Source organism: Nitrospirota bacterium (genome assembly GCA_016207885.1).
Lineage (GTDB): Bacteria > Nitrospirota > Thermodesulfovibrionia > UBA6902 > UBA6902 > JACQZG01.
Map to the genome: position 1 here is coordinate 46,717 of JACQZE010000014.1, position 21,470 is coordinate 68,186.

The following is a 21,470-nucleotide window of genomic DNA, read 5'->3' on the forward strand; positions in this document are numbered from 1 at the left end:
CGGAATAATATATCAATCAATGGATGAAAGGCGATTGTTAATTTATGCTCTTTTTCACTTTAAGAAAAGACAGGCTTCCTGAGTTCCTCGATGCTGTTAGTAAACATTACAGCCTTATCGTCCCTGAGCAGAAGGGAAGTAAAACATATACGTTCAGGCAATATACAGAATTTTCAAAAGTAAGCCTTGAATTTATACGGACGATCATCCCTCCTAAGAAATTCATCTTCCCGCCTGTGGAGAAGCTCTTCTCTGCGGATAAGGAATGCAGGATAGATGCATCTTATGAAGATGCGCCCTTCAGCATTATCTTCGGGCTTCATCCATGCGACATCCACGGCATAGAGATTTTGGACAAGGCATTTTCATACGGCGGACGGGACTCATTTTACTGGAGACGGCGGGAGAAGTTTGGATTTATTGGGCTGAGCTGCCTGCCTGATAAATACTGCCTCTGCAAATCAATGCATACCGATTTCATAGAGAGCGTTTATGATATCTTTCTCTACACCCTTGACGATGTGTATATGGTGAGTGTGCGCACTGCTCTCGGAGATGACATGCTGAGGCTCTGCCCTGACTTATTTAATAAACCAGCCAAAGAAGAGATACTTGAATACAAGGAAAGGATACAGATAAGAGACTCGATGTTCACGCGCATAATGGATACGACAAATCTTGCGGACCTTCTGACGCTTGAGTATAAAAATGATATATGGGAAGAGTACAGCAGGAGATGCCTCTTCTGCGGGAGCTGCGTAATGGTCTGCCCCACATGCCAGTGCTTTGATGTCTATGACTCTCCGGATGTTATCGCAGGAAGCAGCCTCAGGATAAGGAGATGGGATGCCTGCATGCGCAAGGACTACGCGCTTGTTACAGGCGGGCACAATTTCCGCGGCGGCCGTCCTGAGAGGTTCAGGTTCAGGTATCTGCATAAGGAAACGGGATTCGGCGAGATGCACGGCAAGGCCTCATGCACAGGATGCGGACGATGCAGCGAGACCTGTCCGGCAGGCATAGACATGGTCGAGGTTGTAAGGAGGATACGCGAATGAGCCTTGTGCCTGTGATAGCGAGACTGGAGGAGAAGAGGGCGCTTGACCCTAATCACAGCCTCTTCAGATTTATATTTGAAGAAGAGCATGCAAGAGATAAATTTCATTTTCAGCCGGGACAGTTTGTAATGCTCAGCATATTCGGTGTTGGAGAAGCTCCCATATCCATCACATCAGGGCCTGATGAAAAAGGCTTCATAGACCTGTGCGTGAGAAAGGCAGGCAGGGTCACCACCGCTCTGTACAGCCTTGAGGCGAATAGCAAAGTCGGCATCCGCGGCCCTTTTGGCAACGGATATCCGGTAGATACAATGAAAGGCGGCAACCTGCTTATAGTTGCAGGAGGCCTCGGCATAGCTCCGCTCAGGTCTTTGATACGTTATGTGCTGTGGAGGAGAGGATCTTTTAAAGAGGTCGGCATCGTCTATGGAACGAAAAATCCCGCAAGCCTTCTCTTTGGCGAAGAGATGCGGGAACTCGTCACGAGGGCTGATATAAAATGCATGCTCACAGTGGACAGCGCGCAGGATGATGGATCATGGAAAGGGCATGTGGGTTCTGTCACAGGCCTTATCGATATGACAGGTATGCCTCTCGTGGATACATCTGTCGCAGTCTGCGGGCCGCCCGGTTTTTATAAATATGTTCTTGAGAAACTTCTCATGCTCGGCTGCTCAAAGGGAAAGATCTACATGTCTCTTGAGAGAAGGATGGAGTGCGGAGAGGGAAAGTGCGGACACTGTGTCATAGGGCATAAGTACACCTGCATTGACGGGCCGATATTCACATATTGGGATGCTATAAATCTTCCGGAGATATTTTAGTGGGAAAACCAAAGGCAGGCTTTTACTCTCTGACATCATGCTCAGGCGATATCCTTGAGATAACAAATCTCGGCGAGGATATTCTCAAACTATTTGACCTCGTTGAGGTTGTCCACCTCAATGTTGCCATGCCGTCAACAGGCAAAGACCCTGACATCGCCTTTGTTGAAGGGGCTGTGACATCTTTGGATGATGAAAAATTTCTCAAAACCCTCCGCAAGAAAGTTAAACAGATTGTAGCCATCGGAACATGCGCGTGCACAGGCGGTGTGATAGCGCGCGGGCCGGAAGATAGAAGGAACTGGTTAATCGATGTCTATCCTGAATCAGGCGCAGGTTTTGATATACACTTTCCAAGGCCCGTAAAGGATATCGTCTCTGTGGACTTCTCCATACCCGGGTGCCCGATAGAGAAGAAGTATCTTCTTCACTGCCTCGGTTATCTGCTCAAAGGCGTTCTGCCTGAGGTTCCTGCATATTCGGTCTGCATGGAGTGCAAGATGAAGGGCAATGAATGCCTTTTGAGATACAGGGGATCGGCATGTCTGGGGCCTGTTACCAAAGCGGGATGCGGAGCGAGGCAGCCTTCTCTCGGAAGGCCGTGCGACGGATGTTTCGGTTTTTATGATGACGCAAATAAGGAATCGCTCATTGAGATATTCAGGGAGATGGGGCTGAGTGAAGATGAGATAAAGAAGAGGTTTGACCTCTTTCTGGAGCGAGGGCGATGAAAGAAGAATTGATAACCAGGATAGAAGGCCACGCAAATGTAAAGATCAATGTAAAAGGCCAAAAGCTCGAGTCTATAAAACTTGATGTGCTCACTCCGCCCAGATTATTTGAGAAGCTGATCGTCGGAAGGCGCTTCAATGATGTGCCGACGATAGTCTCAAGGATATGCTCAATATGCGCTGCCTCCCACAGGATAGTCTCGGTCATGGCGATAGAGTCTGCCTTTGGAGTAAAGATCCGTGAAGAGGCAAAACTGCTGAGAGAGCTTCTCCTGCACGGCGAGTCGCTTCAGAGCCACGGGCTTCATCTCTTTATGCTCGCATTGCCTGATTACTATGGCAAAAATTCTTTTGTCGAATTAGCAACAGATATGCCTGAGGTCGTCTCTCTCGGGTTTAAGATCAAGGGTCTTGGGAATGAGATTCAGCAGACTATCGGCGGCAGGGCTATCCATCAGATAATTCCTGTAGCCGGCGGCATGAGCGCGGCGCCGTCGCGTGAAGATCTCAAGGCGATCAGGGATAAGGCTGAACCTCTGATAGATGCCGTTGCTGAATTTCTCAAACAGATTCCTCCGATGAAGTCTTCATCACTTGTTCAGGTTAAGAATTGGGTTTCACTTGCAGGCAATTCCGCAGGCGATGTGTTAATTAACGGCAAAGAGCAGGCCGGGGTCGAGAAGTTCTGGCAGCGGATGAATGAATCATCTCTGCCTCCTTCATATACAAAACATACGCTCCTTGAGAATGAGCCCTTCATGGTCGGCCCGCTTGCGAGGATGCTGAATGCAGCTCCTCTTCCCATAGGGCGTGCGGCTGATCTCATCGAAAGGATTGGAGTGACCAAAGACAGGTCTGTTTATATGAATAATCTTGCGCGCGGTGTTGAGATAGTGATATTTCTGGAGGAAGTGACAGAGATTATAAATAAATTGCTGGAGATGAATATTCCTGAAGACAGCGGTATAATAGTTGATGTCATCCCCAAGGCAGGTAAGGGATTCGCTGCTGTCGAGGCGCCGAGAGGGCTGCTGCTTCATACTTATACCTTTGACAGTAACGGCTATATTACAGAGGGCGACATAGTCACGCCTACAGCGCTTAACCTTGCCGAGATGGAGCGTGGCCTGAGCATAATGGCAGAGGCGCTGCTGAAAGAGAAGGCGGATATAATACCTGAGCTTGAGACGCTGATACGCGCCTTTGATCCATGCATATCCTGTTCCGTGCATGTTGTGAACCTCTAAATTCCCGATCTTCGTTTCCTCAGGAAGTCCCGCAGGATCTGGCCGGATTTATTTTTTTATATGTTAAATGATAATAGGGGGTTCTATGAGAAAACAAGGAACGATGACGTATATTATGTTTGCCATGCTTGTTTGCAATTTTGTTTCTCTCTTTTTTGTAGGTGAAGCGGCTTGGCCGCATGATGCTTTGAAGGACGCGCGCGGACAGACTTTTACAGATCCGTCAAAGACATTTCCAATGCCCGATAAATGGATAAAGCAGCCGATTAAATATGATAAAGAGAATAAGGGCGCTGATATCGTAATAATGATGGACCAGGATATTTACCATACTCTTTTGCCGGCCGTACAGAAATATGCAAAAGAGAAAAATCTGAAGATCAATATGATAGAAGGGACCTGCGGCATTGCTGCAGGTATGCTTTCAAAAAAGACAACGGACATGGGAGGTTTCTGCTGCCCCGCAGGAGCGGAGGACCGTCTGCCAGGGCTCAGGTTCCATACTATCGGAATTGTAGCCAAGGCTTTTTTTGTCAATCCTGAAAATCCGGTTGATAATATTTCAGAGACCCAGCTTAGAGACTTATATCGCGGCAAGTTAGTTAGCTGGTCGGGGGTGATGACACAGGAAGGACAAAAGGGGCCGGATAGGCCGATAAAAACTTTCGCAAGGCTTCATTGCCCGTTAAGACCCGGACATTGGAGACAGTTGCTGGACGATAAGACAAAATTTGGTCCGGGAGTTTCAGAGGTAGGTTCAATACCTGACATGATCTCGCAGGTTGCCTCAATAAAAGACGCGATTGGATGGGAAGTGCTTTCTATGGCTGAGAGAAATAAGAATTTGGGTATGGTTAAGCCGCTGAAGATCAATGGGTACCGGCCTAATGATTCCGGCGCGCTTGCTTTACTTAAGTATCCATTCTACAGGACTTACCAGGTCACAACATGGGAGGGTAAGGGTGTTGAGAACCCTTATGCCACACAATTGGTGGAATATTTGATTAAAGAGTTTGAGAAACTTGATCCTGATAAATTCGGCTTTGTGTCGCAGAGCCGGCTCAGGAAGGCAGGGTGGCAATTCAGCGGAGATGAATTGACCGGAGAACCTAAATAAGATTATGAAAAAGGACTCTCGTATCGACAGGATCCTTTCCCATATCCCGCTTACACCAAAGTTTCTGATTATTACTTTATTGGCAGGTGTGGTGGTATGGGGAATCCTTGAATATTCCCAGGCGAACCGCCTGAAAAAAATAACTGATACTCAACTTACTTACCTGCTTCAGCAGCAGGCAAGAGAAGACAGGATACGTTTCGACAACTATGTAATGGCATACCATGATATGGCGAGGTTGATCGTATCTCAAAAGGCCTTTATTGATCACATGCGAGAGTATTCAGGATTTTCAGATGAGAGCAAAGATGTTAAATACTATACCGAAATTCCTTCCTGGCTTCCTGATGCCTCGGTGATGCGGCATTTTGTCAGAATCCATAATGCTGTCTTGATAGATGGAAGGGGCAGGGTCCGAGAGGTTTATAATGGAATATCCAGGACTATACCGCAGTCGCTTCTTCCGCCATCGGCTCATCTATTGCAGATAAGCCGGGGACAGAGCATATTGACGATTGTTGACGGAGTCCATTATCTGATCGTCTCGGAGGTTGTTAAAGACCATAATGGGGTTGTTACGTCTGTGCTTGTGCTTATCTCACCTCTTGACGATGAATTCCTCTCTAACATGCAAGGTGTAAAATCAGATAAGGGCATAATAGCGCTGGTGGAGCCAATGCGTGAGCGGGTCGTTGCCAGTAATGTCCCTGACCTGATACCGGAGGGCACACCGCTTGATACATTGACAGACCGTTATTTAATTACCTACAAGGAGTTCTTTGACTGGGGTGGGTCTGAAATATATATACAGTTTACTACTTTTGTATCTAAAGATGCCCTGAAAGAGATGAGCAGGTCTATGCTTTTTGAGGGAAGACGCCAGCGTTTCTTCATATCGCTTGCTCTTCTACTTTTATTTACAATGATAATGCTTTCGATCACCAGGAAAATCCATCTGCTGGTCGAAAACATCGAGGATTCCTCGCGTAATATTTTGAACATGCGCCTCCCGATCGTCAGCAAGGGAAGAGATCAACTCCGGATTCTTGAAGAGCGCTTTGCCATGTTTACAGGCGAAATTATTGAATCGCATGAAAGGCTAAAGAAACTCAGCCGTAAGAATGAATCAATTCTGGCTGCTGCCGGTGAAGGTATTATAGGTTTAGATACCGGCGGGCATCATACATTTGTTAATCCCGCTGCTGCAAGAATGCTCGGGTATTCTGTTGAAGAACTTATCGGGAAACGGTCTCATGAATTGTGGCATCATACAAAACCGGATGGAAGCCATCATCCATCCAAGGAATGTCCTATATATGCGGCGTTTACAGACGGAGTGGTTCACCATGAAACTGGGGATGTCTTCTGGAGGAAAGACGGAAGCAGTTTTCCCGTTGAATATAAAAGCACACCAATTGTTGAACAGGGGAATGTAATTGGAGCAGTTGTAGCTTTTAGTGATATCACCGAGATGATTAAATTAAGAGAAGAACTGAAAAAACTTTCAATTACCGATGCCCTTACAGGTTTTTATAATCGCAGGGGATTTATTGCTTTCGCCACGCCAAAGTTGAAGCTTTCCCTGAGAAAAATGGAGAAGATATTATTGATTTATGCAGATATGGACAACCTGAAGCCGATCAACGATAACTACGGTCATCAGGAAGGTGATAAGGCGTTGGCTGAAATAGCAAATATATTAAAGAGCACATTCAGGGAATCTGATATTCTTGCCCGGCTCGGTGGAGATGAATTTGCCATTTTGGCAATAGATGCCTGTGATGAAAAGGTTATTCATGAGCGTATTCAGAAAAATATAGACGCCTATAATAAAACAGTAAATCCAGTTTATAAATTGTCTCTGAGCATCGGAATTGTCTGCTATGACCCGGGAAAACCATGTACGTTAGATGAGTTATTAAGCAAGGCAGATACATTGATGTATAACAACAAGTTGAGCAAAAAAGGATAAAAGCCGGGAAGGCCTAAAAGTCCAGATGCGGACAATGTCATAATGCCTCTATAACGCAAGCCGGGCTCAATTTTTATTACTCATAAAATATTTTTCTCTGAGGTGATATGTGGCATTGGTCAGTCTACAGGATGTAATACTTTCTTTCGGCGGCCCGGAACTGCTTGACGGCGTGACGCTTCAGATAAGCGGCAATGAGCGGGTCTGTCTTGTCGGAAGGAACGGGGCAGGAAAGTCCACGCTTATGAAGATAATCACCGGCGAGATAACACCTGACGCAGGCGAGGTCATATATGAACAGGGTGTGAGGATAGCATCTCTTTCTCAGGAGGTGCCGCAGAATTTAACAGGAACGGTATTTGATCTTGTATCAGGCGGGCTCGGCAATATGGTCGAGCTGCTTTCGGAATACCACTCAATAAGCGTGAGGCTCGCGCATGGCGAAGACGCAGCCCTGATGGCGGAGCTTGAACGCGTTCAGCACCTGATAGAGTCCGCCGGAGGCTGGCAGATACAGCAGAGGGTAGAGACTGTGATATCACGTCTCAGGCTCGACCCTGATGCTCAGGTTGCTGAGCTTTCAGGCGGAAATAAACGGCGAGTGCTGCTTGCGCGCGCGATCGTAAATGAGCCGGACCTGCTTCTCCTTGATGAGCCTACTAACCATCTCGACATAACCTCGATCGCATGGCTTGAGGAATTTCTCCTCGGGTTCCGCGGCTCTATACTATTCATAACGCACGACCGCAGATTTCTCCAGACACTGGCAACACGGATCATAGAGCTTGACCGTGGACGGGTCACAGACTGGCCCGGCGATTATGCGACATATCTCAGAAGAAGGCAGGCGGAGCTTGATGCAGAGGCGACACACAATGCTCTCTTTGATAAGAAGCTCTCGCAGGAAGAGGCGTGGATACGGCAGGGCGTCAAGGCGAGACGCACACGCAACGAAGGGCGCGTGAGGGCGTTGAAGGAGATGAGAAACGCTCGCAGCGCAAGGCGTGAAGAGGTTGGCAGCGCCGCGATGAGCCTTAACGAGGCAGAACGGTCAGGCAAGCGGGTCTTCCAGGCGATGCGCGTAGGGCACACATACGAGGGGATTCCTGTGATAAATGACTTCTCCACGACGATCATGCGCGGCGACAAGGTCGGCATCATCGGCCCGAACGGCTCAGGCAAGACCACACTTCTTCGGATACTGCTTGGCGAGATGAAGCCTCACAGCGGTTCTGTGCGCAGGGGAACGAATCTCAATGTCGCTTATTTTGACCAGCACCGCGCACAGCTTGATGATGAGAGTTCTGTCATGCAGAATGTGTCAGAGGGAAGCGACCACGTGACGGTCAACGGCAAGGCAAGGCACATAATCAGCTACCTTGGCGATTTCCTCTTCCCGCCGGAGAGGGCGCGCTCACAGGTGAAGTATCTCTCAGGAGGAGAACGCAACCGCGCGCTCCTTGCCAAGCTATTCACAAAACCATCCAACGTATTGGTTATGGACGAGCCCACCAACGATCTTGACACAGACACGCTGGAGCTTCTTGAAGAGATGCTGATGGAGTATGAGGGCACGGTACTTATCGTGAGCCATGACAGAGAGTTCCTCAATAATATCGCAACGAGCACAATAGTCTTTGAAGGCGGCGGAAGGGTTGAAGAATATGTAGGAGGCTATGACGACTGGCTGCGGCAGCGCAGGCCCGTAGTTCCCGAAAAAACTGAAAAGCAGGTAAAGCCCCGTCAGAAGCAGGAGCGGCCGCGCGTAATGACATTCAAAGAGAAGAAGGAACTTGCGTCATTGCCCGCGCTGATAGAATCTTTGGAAACAGAACACAGCAAACTATATGAGTCTCTCGCAGATCCTGAATTATATAAGCAGGACGGAAGCAGGATACCTGAGATAAAGGTGCGGGTCAGTGAGATTGAAAAAGAGATTGCTGAAGCGTATAAGCGCTGGGAAGTCCTGGAAGCGATCTTGAGGTCTGTAACTGTTTAAGATGTAATTATGGTGGGCGATGTAGGTTTCGAACCTACGGCCTCTGCCGTGTGAAGGCAGCGCTCTCCCCCTGAGCTAATCGCCCTGCGGTTGTTTTTCGGATAAGTTGGATATCAGTTCATTTATGTATTTACGGCTTTTCATCTTCTTTATTTGTATCTCTCTGATAACAGCTTCACTCCGAGTTTTGTAAGATTCATGATACGCTATTTGCCAGGGCCTTTTTGCTTTTGTTGATTTTGTATATCCATTATTATGCCGAAGTACTCTTTCCTGAATATTTTGGCACTGTCCGGTGTAGAACGAGCCATCTACTTCACTTTTGAGGATATAAATGTAAAACATATATTTTTATGTCACGGCCTTCCCGACGCGTCGGGACGCTCTCCCCGTGCCTGCCCCGAAGTATCGGGGAGCTAATCGCCCTTATTTTCTTTACAGGATATTCTATCTTAAAACCAACTCTTAATTAAATCAAATGCGTCTCTTGTTTATTTCCGGGAATTGAAAATTACGCCTTTACATTGTAAAATTATAAAACTTTATTTCAGTTAAGTTACCTGAGGTCATTATATGGCTGTAAAAGTTCTGATCGTTGATGATGATGTTGCTCTTGCTACCCAGCTCAAATGGTTTTTGCCGAAAAAATATGTGTCTGTACTTGCGCATACTGCTGAAGATGCCCTCGCCTTTTTCTGTAATAATGGCATTGACATAGTTCTGCTGGATCTCGGGCTTCCTCCATATGAGAACACGCCTGAGGTAGGCCTTAAGCTTCTTAATGATATGCTGGCTGCGAAGCCAGGTATAAAGATAGTTGTTGTGACAGGCCAGAAGGAGAGGAACGTGGCTGTAAAGGCGATATCCCAGGGGGCGTTTGATTATCTCATGAAACCGGTTGGAGAGAGCAAGCTTGTTGATTCTTTGAAAAGAGCTGAGTTTTTTGCTGATATAGAGAGTGATATACCTGCTGAAGAAAAGTCGATCAAGATAAATCCGCAGAGCCTTAATGAGGGCTTCGAGACGCTTAAGGAGGACATGAAGAAACATATAATCATTGAAGCTCTGCAGAAGACTGAAAACAACGTATCAAAGACCGCCAGGCTCCTTGGACTGAGAAGAACATCCGTCTATTACTACATCAATAAGTATAATCTGAGAACCAGGGATCAATGAAACCCCTTATCCTGTTTACGATTGCCTGCGCAGTCGGGCTGCTTTCGCTGATCGTAACACGGACGTACACGAAGAACAGGGCCGCAATCATTTTTTTCACTGCTGATATCGCTCTGCTTATCGCCATTTATTACTTCATGATCAATTTGTTCTATATCTTTGCATATCTTGTGCTGCTCTTTCTCTTTCTCTTTATCCTCTCAATTATGAGGGTCACTTCAAAAAACAGTTCTTTTCTGATCAAGGATTCTTTGATCTCTCCGGATACGAGACGTTCCAGTTCCTCATCGGTTCGTGAAGGGATCAATGCTGCTATCAAATATGCGTCTTTCGGGCATTTGGCGCTGTCTTCTATTCTTGTGTCTGTCTTTATGCTCCCTGAGATATATCACTCTATCGCCATTACCGCCGGAGTCGGCATGGCGTTTTTCTCTCTGATCAATCTCAGCCTGGTCCGTCAGAGAAGAAATCTGCTGGCGTATGACAAGGCCTTTCTTCATGTGCTGTATATCAAGGTCATTGTCCTTGCATTGTCAATGAACCCTTTCTTTCTCTGGAACTATTCTTTTGTTGCTCCTTTGTCTTCGCTGCTTGTCATAGCAGCCGGTTACGGGGTGCTTTTTAAAGGGGAACTTTTCATCTTCAGGGTCAGGGCCTCCGCGGATATGTTATGGAAGGCGCTGCTCCTCATCAGCCTTATTATCTACGGCGTTATTCTTGTTTATCTTGACCGCTACTCTCCACAGGATGCGTTCGCGTTTTATATCAGGATATTCCTGGTATCGGCATTCATTATTATTTCAGGGACGCTGTTTTACAGCCGTGAGGCAAGGCTTAAGGTCAAGTTCTTTATCTTACGCCATTTATATGTCAGCAGATATAACCTCCTTGAGCTGCTGACCCGAATATTCTCACTGTACCAGAAGAGCAATGAAAGCATGAACTTCTTTATTAAAGAGGTGATGAATTATTTCTTTGAGAATTATCCGTTTTCCTGCATAACGTTCATGTTTTCAGCTAAAGATAATAAGATTGAAGAAAAGATAGGCGAGCAGGGAGAGGGAAGCTTTCCTCTCAGGTTTAGAGATGAAACGAGTACCGCTAAGATCGAGATCGTTTTTTACAGCAAAGTGATCTTTGATGAAGACGACAGGATGAATCTCAGGCTTATTGCTGAACTTCTATTCCGGATGACATATGACATGTACCTTACCCGCAGCAAAGTCTTCAGGGAGAAACTGGAGATAGCCGAGAGGCTTAAGCTCTTTCTCATCCATGACCTGAAGAACATATGCCATACGCTTAATATGCTTGAGAAGAACATATCAAGGGTGCAGCCCTCGGAGGCCGAAGAGTTTCTTAATGATTTTCGCCTTACAGTGCCCCATCTGGTCAAAAGGGCTGAGAAGATACTAAATACCATCGGTATATTGAGAGAGGGGAATAATCCCACTATATTTTCATTGAAGGATGTAATCGATGAGATACTCAAGCTCTTTCATAAGAAGCAGATCTTTATAACAAATTTTGACGGTGATGACAGGATATATGCCGACAGGGCGGCAGTAATGGTCGCTCTTGAGAATATCCTGCGGAACGCGCATGATAAATCTTTTGAAGACGCCCGGCTTGAGATAAGCATACATGGCAGCAGGGTTGATGAGAATTATGTCCTCACAATATGTGATGACGGCATTCCCATGCCGGAAGAGGTTGCCGGAAGGATATTTGAACCCTTCTTTACGACCAAGAAAGGCGGCATAGGGGTGGGGCTTTATCAGACAAAGGAATTTATTGTATCACAGCACGGAACTGTGGAAGTGCAAAACTCGCCGTCAGGCGTATGTTTTATTATCAAACTTCCTGTGGGACAGCATGATCTTTTTCATTCAGATGTAAATAATTTAGACAGTTGACCTGAGCCGGTACATCGTATATCATCTTCTTAACCCTATATTTATATAATAATTCGAAGTAGTTTCAGCTATTCCACAGTTAAGGTTATTTCTAATGATATGTGACAGCAGGAACAGGAAAAAATCAGGGGTTAGCATAATATTTATTGTTATTTCGATCACAGCGGTATGTCTTGCCATTTTTGCCTTCTTTGCCGGCGGCAAGTTAATGGCTGACATGCATGCAAAGAATGTTGTTCAATGGTGCAGGAAGTGGGAGTCAGCCGAGCTGACCTACTATTTTAAACGTGATAAACTTGCCGGTGATAAAAACGGCAACGGCATTATTGCTGATGAAGGCGGCCCGGGGTCGCCTGTAATGGAGCTTGTCGGATCCAAAGTTATCTCTGAATCCATGAAGAAGATCGAGGAAGGTGATTCCATATTTTATATAAATATAGGATTCAATACCGTTAAAAACAGGAAGAGAAATGTATTTGTCATATGCCCTTCTGCAAAATGTGACAGGACGCTTAACAAGGACGAGGCTGCAATGATGGTGAAGATAGACAAGCTGATGGATGGCGAGGCTATCGCTTCAGAGGGGAATTTAAAGGGAGCTACAGGTGTTACCCTGGTTTCAGAGGGGGATACAGTGACTGATGTCAGGGAGGCGGCGGCATCAGCAGACTGGAACGGATCATCATTAATAGGAGCTGTTTATTATTTTGAGGATTCCGGCAAGTGATATTTCCATAGCAATAACCCTATGTTTTATTTGTATAAATTTTTTGTTTAATTCTTAGACAGTTGACGGATTGAACAATCCATTATATATACTAATGTACTGCGGCATTATCTTAAGCATAAGGAAAATAAAATGTTATCTATTTTTAAACTGAATAAGAAACAGGGCTTTTCTTTAGTTGAGCTTTCAATTGTCCTGGTCATAATAGGCCTGCTTATCGCCGCGCTTGTCAAGGGCAAGGCTGTGCTCGAGAATGCGAGGATCAAAAGGGTCATAGGAGATGTCGAGACCATCGTTTCCGCCTATAATACATACTATGACCTCTACAGCGCTTATCCCGGAGATGACCGGTTCGCAAGCGGAAGATGGCCTACTCTTGTTGTGAGTGGTGATGCAGACGCTTTGATCGAGGGCGCAAATTGTAACATTGGCCCGGCAGACGGGCAGGAGTGCAATGAGGCGTGGCAGGAATTAAGGGCGGCGCTTATGGTGCAGGGAGACCCGCTTGCTACAGGTGCGTCTGTTCTGCCTACGCATACTCTTGGCGGTATAATATGGATATGGAATAGTTCGAGTGACGGAGCCGGTATGGCTGAATTCGGCATAAGCGGGAACAGGAATTACATAGGTGTTACAAATTTAAGGAGCGAGGTCGCTGAAGTAATAGATAACAAATTTGATGATGGTGTCTTTGATTCAGGTAGCGTGCGCGGCAGCGCTGATTACAGTATAGATCCCGAAGCTGTTGTGGAGATATATTACGCGTTATAGGCTTATGGGACAGCTTATTCTGTTTTAGAGTTAGACATGTTGAAATCTTAGTCAGTTGACAGGACAGCGGTTTTTTTATAAAGTTTAGTCAGGTCAGGAGTTAAAATTTTTTTAAAAGGAGGGATCAAGGGGCTTACCGGTTTTATTTGACTTACAAACTTTAACAACCATGAAACCATAAAGGGCATGGAAAATCAAAAAGGAGGAGTAAAGAGCATGAAAACATTTCAGAAGATGAGAGAGCAAAAGGGCTTCACACTGATCGAACTTGCGATCGTCCTTGTCATCATCGGCATCATCATCGGCGCCGTTTTGAAGGGGCAGGATCTTATCGAATCAGCCCGTATCAAGAAGTTTGACAACAGCCTCAGGGAGTGGGAGACCGCTGTATGGACCTATGTTGACAGAAAAGGGACCTTCCCCGGCGACACTAACTCAAACGGCATCATAGGCGACACTGCGGCGTCAGATTATTCTGCAGGAGAGGATATTGTTAATGCCAACTTCATCAATAGTCCTGATACTAATCCTTTGACCGTAGGCAGTTTACAGTTCTATGTATTTTTTGGTAATGACGATGACACAGTGGACAAGAATGTTATGGTCATATGCGCAAATGTTGATTGCGATCAGACTTTTGATGATTCTTACGTCAAATATGCCGAGTCTTTTGACACGGTAATTGACGGTTCTGTTGGTGTTGGAGGTACTGTAGCGTGTAGCGATGGCGCAATAGCTGTAACCGCAAGTAACAGCGGCGATGCCGATGAAGGGTTTATAGATGCGGCAATAACACCGGCAGCCTGTTCTACCTCTTCTGAGGCTATGGTGTATTATTTTGACAGAGGCAACAACTGATAGCAGGATTGATAACAAAGTAACATTAGATGTTAGTTTATTAATGGGGGCTAAGGCCCCCATTAATTTTTTATTTTAACTGCTTGACTTTATATCATTTAATGCTATAATTATTTTATTCAATATTATTTGTTAATAGGGCGGTAAATAATGAAACTCAGGGAAGAAAGAGGTTTTACACTTATTGAACTTGCTCTTATTCTTATCATAATCGGCATAATTATCAGCCTTGTGCTAAAAGGGCAGGATGTAATTGAGTCTTCCCGCATGAAGAAGTTTGAGACAGATGTAAGGCACTGGAGGACATCAGCCTGGCTTTTTTTAGAGAGAAAGGGTGCTTTCCCAGGTGATGGGGATAGCAATGGCATCATAGGTGATGAGGCAACGGCAGTACTCGTACCAGGGTCAACTGTCATACTGAATGCTAATCTAATAAATCCGCCAAAGGCGAACCCGGTTAGTGCCGGCAGTTTGAATTTCTGGCTCTACTGGGGAACTAATGACGCTTCTGGAACCTTAGGGCGCAAGAGAAATGTCATGGTTATCTGCGCTAACAATGATTGCACCCAGCCTTTTGAAGGGGATGACTCTGGCGGTAATATGAAGTATGTTGAGTTCCTTGATACGGTTATTGACGGTGCGAGAGACGGCACAGTTGGCCTTATAAGGGCGGTATCTACTTCTCCGTTACTGGAAGGTTCAGGTGATGACAGGACTGTCAGGGAAGTTTCTGAGGCTGGTACAGCATGGACCTCAGGTTCGACAGTGGCATTAGTCTATTATATAGACAAGAATTTGTAATAATTAATCAATACGTCAGGTTTAAATATACTGTTTTAAGGGGCGATGGATCGCCCCTATTTTTTTGATATTTTAATATGGACAAGAAATGAAAGACCAAAAGGGATTCGGCCTGGCCGAGATCGCGATTATCATTACGATCGTAGTTATACTCTCATTTTCATTACTTAAGGGATGTGAGATGATAGAAGACGCCAAGCTTAAGAAGTTTGAGAAGAGCGTTCTTAAATGGAAAGAGAGCGCAAAAGATTATTACAATATTAAAGGCCATCTTCCGGGTGATACAAATTCTAATCTTATAATAGGGGATGAAGGATTTCCGTCACCGGGAACTACTCTGATACAGAAGGCGGATTTTATCAACAACCCGCCGTCAAACCCCATGGCGGTTGGCAGCCTGAGTTTTTGGGTCTATTACGGCAATGACGGCAATACAGTCAGGCCGAGAAATGTCCTTGTCATATGCTCTGATAATGCCTGTATGAAAACTTTTGCCAGCAATGAGCTGAAATATGTTCAATCGTTTGATACAGTGATCGACGGCGAAGCAGACGGCAAAGCAGGTGAGGTAAAGGCCTTGTCTGCGGTCACAGTCTATGGTTCAGGAGATAACAGGGTTGTCACTCATCTGGATACTGCTAATGCAGTTGAGTGGGGTTCAAACAACGGCGTAGCGCTCGTATACTATTTAAAGGGGCGTTTAAAATAGTGAAAGTCTTTTTCCGGTATGAATAAAGACACCTTTAAAAATCTCTGCCTCGTCGTATTATATCTTCTTTTCCTGGCCATTATACATATTAATATCAGGAACCTCGGCGGTTCTGTTGTTAATCCGGTTGCTTACATGGTATGGATGGCGGTTTCAGCTGTTGTCCTTCTTGCTTTGATGCAGGCCTTTCTTCAGGATGTCGGCATTCTTGTCATTCCTAAAATAACGGCCTATATTCTGCTCTTCGCAGCTCTCTTTCTTTTGCCGGCCATATTCAATCCGATAACTGACGCGCACTCCTTTATCTTTAAGAACCTGGGACTGGCAGGCGGCATTATATTTTTTATCTCCCTGCATCAGTTTAATTTCTCTGATGAGCAGAAGGAAAAACTTTTATATGTGATATTTTTGTCGGCTGTTATTGAGGCAGGCATCGGACTTGCGCAGTATCTTGCTCCGTGGGCAAGGATACCGATGCTGGCATTCTCTACAACAGGTGATGTTTTTGGTAATTTTCAGCACCAGAATGTGCTTGCCTCTTTTCTTGCCACCTCAATCGTTATCTCTCTCTATGCGCTGACAGCGCCTTTATTCCGCAGAGCTGACAGATGGGGTAAGGCGGGATTTTTTATTGCCGTTACAGTCATTTCCTTTATCCTGTTTATCACAGGGTCAAGGGCAGGGCTCATAGGATTGTTTCTGGGTTGCGTAACGCTATTAATAACGAGGTACAGGCTTTTCAAGACAGCGCCTCTCTATCTTTTAATATGGACGCTTGCAGTGACTGCAGGGCTGGGACTTAACCTTTCTTCCGAGAAATATCTTTATCAAAAAGAGCGCGGCGTCTTCTCTGCCGCAAAGAAACTTCAGACCGCGTCAGAGAGCTTTATGGCTGAAAAAGCAGGCGACCCGAGAATACTGATGTACAGGGTATCACTTGAGATGATCAAAGACAGTCCTGTTTTCGGGCATGGGCCTGGCGGGTTCAAGAGCAAGTATGTATTTTTCAGGCGGCAGTTTACCGAAAATATGAGCAGCCGCCCGAGCCTGAATACATTTACATATTATCCGCACAGCGAAACACTCTTTATCCTCATAGAATCAGGTTTGGCAGGAGGCTTGGGACTGATAATAATATCTGCGGCCTTTCTGATGTATATATTCAGGCTTGGCATGGAGAGAGGCGGCTTGTATGCCTCTCTTTTATTGCCGTTAACTTTTCACTCTCAGGTCGAATTTCCGTTCTATCAATCTGCTGTTCATTGGGCGCTCTTTTTGTTTTTATGCTATCTTGTGTCTTCTCACTTCGTGCGTGAAGTGAATTTTAAGATTGAACGCCGGCTGCGGATCGCGTTGTTAACTGCATCTGTATGCGTATTCATGCTTACAAATATTTTTATGGCAAGGACGCTGAGCGCGAATATCAAACTGACTGAGTATTACAGGCTTTTGACTTCAGAGGGTGTGAGCCGCATGAAGCTTGCTGAACCTGCGCTGAATAATCTGTATCTTGGCCAGTCTGCCCAGAGGATGCTGATGGATTTCGGGCTTGGGATGGCGCTCGGTAAGGATGATAAAAAATTCCTGAATGAGTTTGTCCAATGGGCTGAGGAGGAGAGAACCCGCTTCCCGCATTTTATGCTTTACGAAGGCGAGGCAAGGGCTTTGTCCGCGCTTGAAAAAAAAGATGAGGCATTTAAACTCCTTGATGAGGGGCTGAGTCTTTATCCTGACAATGAAACATTACTAAATGCGAAGAAAGAATTGGAGTTAACGAGCGGGCTTTAATATGATAAAGAGGACATATTTTTTGATACTCGGGCTGCTCTTTCTGGTGGTTTTCCACATAACTATCAGGAACTTCGGTTCCCCGCTTGTCCTTCCTGTGGCTTATTTTATCTGGATAACGATATCAGGGCTTGTGCTTCTCTCAGTGATACAGATATTCAATGAATGGAAGATAACATTTCCGCGCGCTTCCATATATATTCTTATTTTTCTGCTATTAGTGCTTCAGTCTGCCTTGTTCAACCCTATCATAGACAGCCATGCATTCATATTTGAGACGGCCGGGTTCATTGGCGGGATAATATTCTTCATATCCCTGCATCAGTTTGAACTTACGGATGATGATAAGGAGAGACTGTTTTATGTGATATTTATCTCCGGCATGATAGAGGCGCTGATAAGCCTGTTTCAATACTTTAACCCAAACACAGGCATCTTTTTGATAGTTATCCCTGCTGCAAAGAAGATCTATGGCAATTTCCAGCATCAGAACCTTTTAGCCTCGTATCTTGCGACATCCGTTGTGATATCGTTCTATCTCATAACCGGGGAGATTTTCAAGGGATTTAACAGATGGCTTAAGGCTATGTTTTATCTTGTTGTTCTGCTCATGTGCTTCATCATCTTCCTCACAGGCTCAAGGGCAGGAGTGATAGAGGCAGGGGCCGGAGTGATTATACTCCTGGCAGCGAGGTATGGGCGTTACAGGGAGAGGTTGCTCTACCCTGCCGTATGGATGCTGATGATAGTATTTGGAATATCCGGAAGTGTGGCTGCTGAGAAGTATTACTACAAAAGGGATTCCGCGCTCAGCTCTGTAGGGCATAAGATCGGCATGACGATGGAGAGCGTGGCAGGTGATGAGGTCACGGACGCAAGAGTGCCGATGTATCTTACCGCTGTAAACATGATTGAAGATAAGCCGCTAACAGGACACGGGCCTGGCAGCTTCGGCAGCAAGTTCATGCACTACCGAAGCAGGCTTGCCAAAGAGCATCCTGAATATCCTTATGAAGTTGCATTTATATCACATCCGCACAACGAGTTTTTATACAGGACTGCTGAGTCCGGCCTGCTGGGCGGTGCGGGGCTGCTGGGTGTCGGGGTTGCGTTTATGGTATGCCTTATCAAACTCGGCAGAGAACGGGGCGGAACTTATGCGGCTTTTTTATTTCCGATGGCATTTGATACTCAGGTGAGTTATTCCCTTTACCAGTCCATGCCGCATTGGGCGCTCTTTCTGTTTCTGCTTTACCTGCCGTCATCGTACTTCATAAAAGAAGTTAAAATAAGACCTGCCGGACTCCTGAAGACGGGCGCATTGACTGCCGCTGCTACGCTATTTGTGGTCATAACCTACCTCTCAATAACAACTCTCAATGCGCAGATAGCTATGAAAAAATATCAGGATCATCTTTTAAAGGAAAATATCATAAGACCCGAGCTCTTAATACCGTCTCTCAATAATCTCTATCTCAGACAGATAGGCATAAGGCTTTTGATGGATGCAAAGCTGAGGGCAGGGCTCATGCGGGGCGACAAAAAGATGCTTGAGGAGTTTGTCGAGTTTTCCAGAGAAGAGCGGAAGGTATATCCGCGTAGCGTGCTGTATTTGAGGGAGGCGAGGGCGCTCTTTGACCTCGGCAGAAGAAAAGAGGCATACAGACTTCTTGAGGAAGGACTGAGTCTTTATCCGGGCAGAGCTGATCTGACAGATACAAAAAAGGAGTTTCTTATTGAAGAGACAGAAGAGGTTATGCGCAGCAGGATGAACTAATGTTACAGCCACCCTCCTTATCCAGCCGTTACCTATTTGTTTTTATATCCATAATATACTTATTTTTAATGCATATCCCGATTCCGGGGATAGGCGGTATAACTGCCACCCCGCAGGAGTATCTTATCTGGGTCGTGATACTGACAATTATTCTTTTTTCTCTCTTCAGGGCCATAAAAGATAATGCGTTTGTCACACCGTCATATCTCAGGTATTTTCTTGTTTATCTGGTACTTATTTTATCAACAGCAATATTTAATCCGATAATGAATACCGGCATCTTTGTAATAAATGTACTGCGGCTATTAGCTGCTTTTATAATCTGGCTCAGCCTGCATCAGTTCAGGCTCGGGGAGAAAGAGAAGGAAGATATTTTATTGCTAATACTTGTTTCCGCTGTTATCGAATCATTGATGGTGATTATCCAGCCTTATGCATTTACAGAATACATACCGCCTGTCGGCGGGGCGTTTGCGCAGAAGAACCTCTTTGCCTCATGGACAGCAACAGGAATTGCCATCAGCTTGTATTTTATAACAACTAAACGGTTCAGCGGATATGAAGATATAAAGAAGGCGCTGATTTTCTCTTCCGCGGCATTGATGTCTGCCGGCCTTATTCTCGCAAGCTCACGCGCCGGGCTTCTCGGAGCATCTCTTGCCATCATGATACTACTCACAACAAATTGGAGAAGATACTCAGCTATAAGAAAACATCTTGCAATATGGTTTCTGGTCTTTGCTCTTGGGATCGGGGGAGGGTTTTATCTTTCGGCCTCGTCGTCTCATAGCCTGAAGAAAGAGGCTGAGCAAGGGGTAAGGTGGCTTGCAGATACAGGGCAGAGGTCATATGCGGAGCGGCTTCTGATGTACAGGACTTCGTATGAGATGTTTAAGCAGAGGCCGATATCCGGTCAGGGTTTCTCAAATTTCGGAAGTCTCTACATGTACCACCAGGCAGAAGCTGCGAAGGAGAATGCCGGAGACAAGGCGCTCATTCATGATTATATATCCCATCCGCACAATGAGTTTATTTATATATTGGCGGAGTGCGGGATTGTCGGGATATCGGCACTTATCATTGCGCTTTTCGGTATCTGGAGGATACTCAGAAGGACAGGTGCAGGGCAGGCAGGGATATATGCCGCGCTGCTCATGCCGTTGATTGTGCATATGATGGTTGAGTATCCGCTTAAGTTATCGACTGTACATTATCTTCTGTTTATTATCCTTTTATATATGGTTACATCCAATGAGACAAAGGTTAGGGAGTTGAAGGCAGGCAAGGGCGCAGCAGCGGCTGTCATGGCAATTGCCGGAGCGCTATATCTCGGAACAACAGCATATACATTCAGGACATTCGAGGATTATATGAACCTTGTTGCCTTCAATATCAAGTTCAATGAAGAAAAGGGAAGAATTTCTGAAGAGCACATAAAGCCTGCGATGGAGAATAGATATCTTCGGGAGACTGCTGTGCCAGATTACATGTATAAAAAGGCGATCGCCGCAGCTTCTGATCCTGAGATGAACAAAGGCTTTATAGATAAATTTCTGACATGGAATGAGGCTGAGAAGCTGAGAAGGCCTGTGATGAGATCGTTTTATACAGAAGGCCTGCTCTTCTATTATATTGGAAGCCGTGACACAGACAAGCCCCTTTTTTATTTGAATAAGGCTTTGAGTGCTATTAGACAAGGGCTGTATCTTTATCCTAATGACAGATACCTGACCACATTAAAAGAGAGGTCATCACCCAAATATGTGACCGGGAGCATGGGCTTGGAGCCACATCCCCGGTAGCAGCACTCGGGGATGGAAGAAACAGGATGTTCTAAGGTTTTTAGTCTCTCTAAATCAGTAACCTGCCCTATTTGTTTTACTCTGTCATTTTTTCTATAATTAAATATAATAGCTTCTCATCTTGAAATGGTATTAACACACTGAAAAATAATAAAAATCAGGAATATCATTTTTGCCTTCCAATACATTTGCAACAC

At 45.5% G+C, this 21,470-nt stretch carries 18 protein-coding genes and 1 tRNA gene; 17 read left to right on the plus strand and 2 right to left on the minus strand.

The features are described from left to right. The first annotated feature begins 44 nt into the window (after window positions 1–44). From HY807_08365 to HY807_08395, 7 genes are all read left to right on the plus strand, one after another. Complete coding sequence (locus tag HY807_08365) at window positions 45–1,058, plus strand: 4Fe-4S dicluster domain-containing protein (GenBank protein MBI4826420.1); 1,014 nt, start codon at window positions 45–47, stop codon at window positions 1,056–1,058. After that, window positions 1,055–1,882 carry an FAD/NAD(P)-binding protein gene (locus HY807_08370; protein ID MBI4826421.1) on the plus strand — a complete coding sequence of 276 codons (828 nt, stop codon included), beginning with the start codon at window positions 1,055–1,057 and terminating at the stop codon, window positions 1,880–1,882. The genes HY807_08365 and HY807_08370 overlap by 4 nt, the downstream gene beginning before the upstream one ends. After that, on the plus strand, window positions 1,882–2,613 hold the full coding sequence (locus tag HY807_08375; GenBank protein ID MBI4826422.1) for a sulfhydrogenase 1 subunit delta: 732 nt from the start codon (window positions 1,882–1,884) through the stop codon (window positions 2,611–2,613). Before HY807_08370 ends, HY807_08375 begins: the two co-directional genes overlap by 1 nt. Further along, entirely contained in the window at window positions 2,610–3,860 is a 1,251-nt protein-coding gene (locus HY807_08380) for a Ni/Fe hydrogenase subunit alpha (GenBank protein MBI4826423.1), read from the plus strand. The genes HY807_08375 and HY807_08380 overlap by 4 nt, the downstream gene beginning before the upstream one ends. An 85-nt stretch (window positions 3,861–3,945) precedes the next feature. Further along, window positions 3,946–4,977, plus strand: a complete 1,032-nt coding sequence (locus HY807_08385; protein ID MBI4826424.1) for a hypothetical protein — start codon at window positions 3,946–3,948, stop codon at window positions 4,975–4,977. Between the two features lie 4 nt (window positions 4,978–4,981). Further along, complete coding sequence (locus tag HY807_08390; GenBank protein MBI4826425.1) at window positions 4,982–6,949, plus strand: diguanylate cyclase; 1,968 nt, start codon at window positions 4,982–4,984, stop codon at window positions 6,947–6,949. Window positions 6,950–7,058: 109 nt separating this feature from the next. Next, window positions 7,059–8,948, plus strand: coding sequence for an ATP-binding cassette domain-containing protein (locus tag HY807_08395; GenBank protein MBI4826426.1), 1,890 nt, complete (start codon window positions 7,059–7,061; stop codon window positions 8,946–8,948). Between the two features lie 10 nt (window positions 8,949–8,958). Here HY807_08395 and HY807_08400 read toward each other — a convergent pair. Beyond that, window positions 8,959–9,033, minus strand: a tRNA-Val gene (locus HY807_08400). Further along, a complete protein-coding gene (locus HY807_08405; GenBank protein ID MBI4826427.1) occupies window positions 9,024–9,293 on the minus strand; it encodes a GIY-YIG nuclease family protein in 270 nt (89 codons plus the stop codon). Before HY807_08405 ends, HY807_08400 begins: the two co-directional genes overlap by 10 nt. A gap of 228 nt (window positions 9,294–9,521) precedes the next feature. Here HY807_08405 and HY807_08410 point away from each other — a divergent pair, with 228 nt between their 5' ends. From HY807_08410 to HY807_08455, 10 genes are all read left to right on the plus strand, one after another. Beyond that, window positions 9,522–10,124, plus strand: a complete 603-nt coding sequence (locus tag HY807_08410) for a response regulator (protein ID MBI4826428.1) — start codon at window positions 9,522–9,524, stop codon at window positions 10,122–10,124. Then, window positions 10,121–12,040, plus strand: a complete 1,920-nt coding sequence (locus tag HY807_08415; protein MBI4826429.1) for a hypothetical protein — start codon at window positions 10,121–10,123, stop codon at window positions 12,038–12,040. Before HY807_08410 ends, HY807_08415 begins: the two co-directional genes overlap by 4 nt. A 94-nt stretch (window positions 12,041–12,134) precedes the next feature. Further along, window positions 12,135–12,767: a hypothetical protein gene (locus tag HY807_08420; protein ID MBI4826430.1), complete on the plus strand. Its 633-nt coding sequence runs from the start codon at window positions 12,135–12,137 to the stop codon at window positions 12,765–12,767. Window positions 12,768–12,899: 132 nt separating this feature from the next. Beyond that, entirely contained in the window at window positions 12,900–13,538 is a 639-nt protein-coding gene (locus tag HY807_08425) for a prepilin-type N-terminal cleavage/methylation domain-containing protein (GenBank protein ID MBI4826431.1), read from the plus strand. Window positions 13,539–13,772: 234 nt separating this feature from the next. Beyond that, window positions 13,773–14,396: a prepilin-type N-terminal cleavage/methylation domain-containing protein gene (locus HY807_08430; GenBank protein MBI4826432.1), complete on the plus strand. Its 624-nt coding sequence runs from the start codon at window positions 13,773–13,775 to the stop codon at window positions 14,394–14,396. A gap of 150 nt (window positions 14,397–14,546) precedes the next feature. After that, window positions 14,547–15,197 (plus strand): hypothetical protein, encoded by a 651-nt coding sequence (locus tag HY807_08435; protein ID MBI4826433.1) that lies wholly within the window; start codon window positions 14,547–14,549, stop codon window positions 15,195–15,197. An 88-nt stretch (window positions 15,198–15,285) separates the two neighbouring features. Further along, the gene (locus tag HY807_08440; GenBank protein MBI4826434.1) at window positions 15,286–15,906 is read left to right on the plus strand and encodes a hypothetical protein; all 621 of its coding nucleotides are present in this window, start codon (window positions 15,286–15,288) and stop codon (window positions 15,904–15,906) included. An 18-nt stretch (window positions 15,907–15,924) separates the two neighbouring features. After that, window positions 15,925–17,694: an O-antigen ligase C-terminal domain-containing protein gene (locus HY807_08445; GenBank protein ID MBI4826435.1), complete on the plus strand. Its 1,770-nt coding sequence runs from the start codon at window positions 15,925–15,927 to the stop codon at window positions 17,692–17,694. A 1-nt stretch (window position 17,695) separates the two neighbouring features. After that, window positions 17,696–19,471 (plus strand): pilin glycosylation ligase domain-containing protein, encoded by a 1,776-nt coding sequence (locus HY807_08450; protein MBI4826436.1) that lies wholly within the window; start codon window positions 17,696–17,698, stop codon window positions 19,469–19,471. 68 nt (window positions 19,472–19,539) lie between these two features. Next, window positions 19,540–21,273 carry an O-antigen ligase family protein gene (locus tag HY807_08455; protein ID MBI4826437.1) on the plus strand — a complete coding sequence of 578 codons (1,734 nt, stop codon included), beginning with the start codon at window positions 19,540–19,542 and terminating at the stop codon, window positions 21,271–21,273. Window positions 21,274–21,470 lie beyond the last annotated feature (197 nt).